The organism is Bradyrhizobium sp. Kon10 (genome assembly GCF_055807395.1).
This window is the reverse complement of the sequence record NZ_JBVVOZ010000103.1, coordinates 1-891: the sequence shown is the minus strand read 5'-3', so window position 1 is coordinate 891 and position 891 is coordinate 1. Positions and strand designations below refer to the sequence as shown.

At 64.8% G+C, this 891-nt stretch carries 1 pseudogene; it reads left to right on the top strand.

Going from position 1 to position 891, the window contains the following annotated elements:
- Window positions 1-56 precede the first annotated feature (56 nt).
- Window positions 57-891, top strand: a pseudogene (locus AC0L2O_RS36230) (IS256 family transposase); the annotation flags it as partial.

Below are 891 nucleotides of genomic sequence, written 5' to 3'. Positions count from 1 at the left end.
GGCATATCGTGGGGGTGCTTGACGCCTCCACTTCTCCACCGAAGGAGCGATATGCCGTGTCCAACGATAACGTCATCCAGCTGATTCAGCCAGGAATCTTCGACGATCAACTCACAGAAGTCTTGCGCAACGGGGCACGTGCCCTTCTCGCCAAGGCGATCGAGGCCGAAGTCGCGGACTTTCTCGGCCAGCATGCCGATTTGAAGACCGCGGACGGCCACCAGCGCCTCGTGCCCACGGTCACCTGCCGGAACGCGAGGTGATGACCGGCATCGGTCCGGTCGCCGTCCGCCAGCCACGTGTACGCGATCGCGAGGCGGCCGCTACCGATCCTGGTCGCATCCGGTTCTCTCCGTCGATCCTGCCGCCCTACATGCGCCGCTCGAAATCGATCGAGACGCTGCTGCCGATCCTTTACCTGAAGGGTATCTCGACCGGCGACTTCTCGGAGGCGCTGGCTGCGCTGCTCGGCAAGGATGCTGCCGGGTTGTCGGCTTCCGCCATCGGTCGCCTGAAGGACGGTTGGCTCGATGAACACACCGCGTGGCAGAAGCGCGATCTGTCGGCAAAGCGCTACGTCTACATCTGGGCCGACGGCATCCATCTCGAAGCCCGCCTCGAGGACGAAAAGCAGTGCATCCTGGTGCTGATCGGTGCGACGCCGGAAGGCCGCAAGGAACTGGTCGGCTTCACCGATGGTTCCCGCGAGAGCGCGCACGACTGGCGCGAGCTGCTGCTTGATCTGAAGCGGCGCGGGCTCGCCGTGCCTCCGCGGCTCGTCATCGCCGATGGAGCGCTCGGCTTCTGGAAAGCTGCCGGCGAGGTCTGGCCGAAAACGCGCGAGCAGCGCTGCTGGGTGCACAAGACCGCGAACGTGCTCGCCAAGTTGCC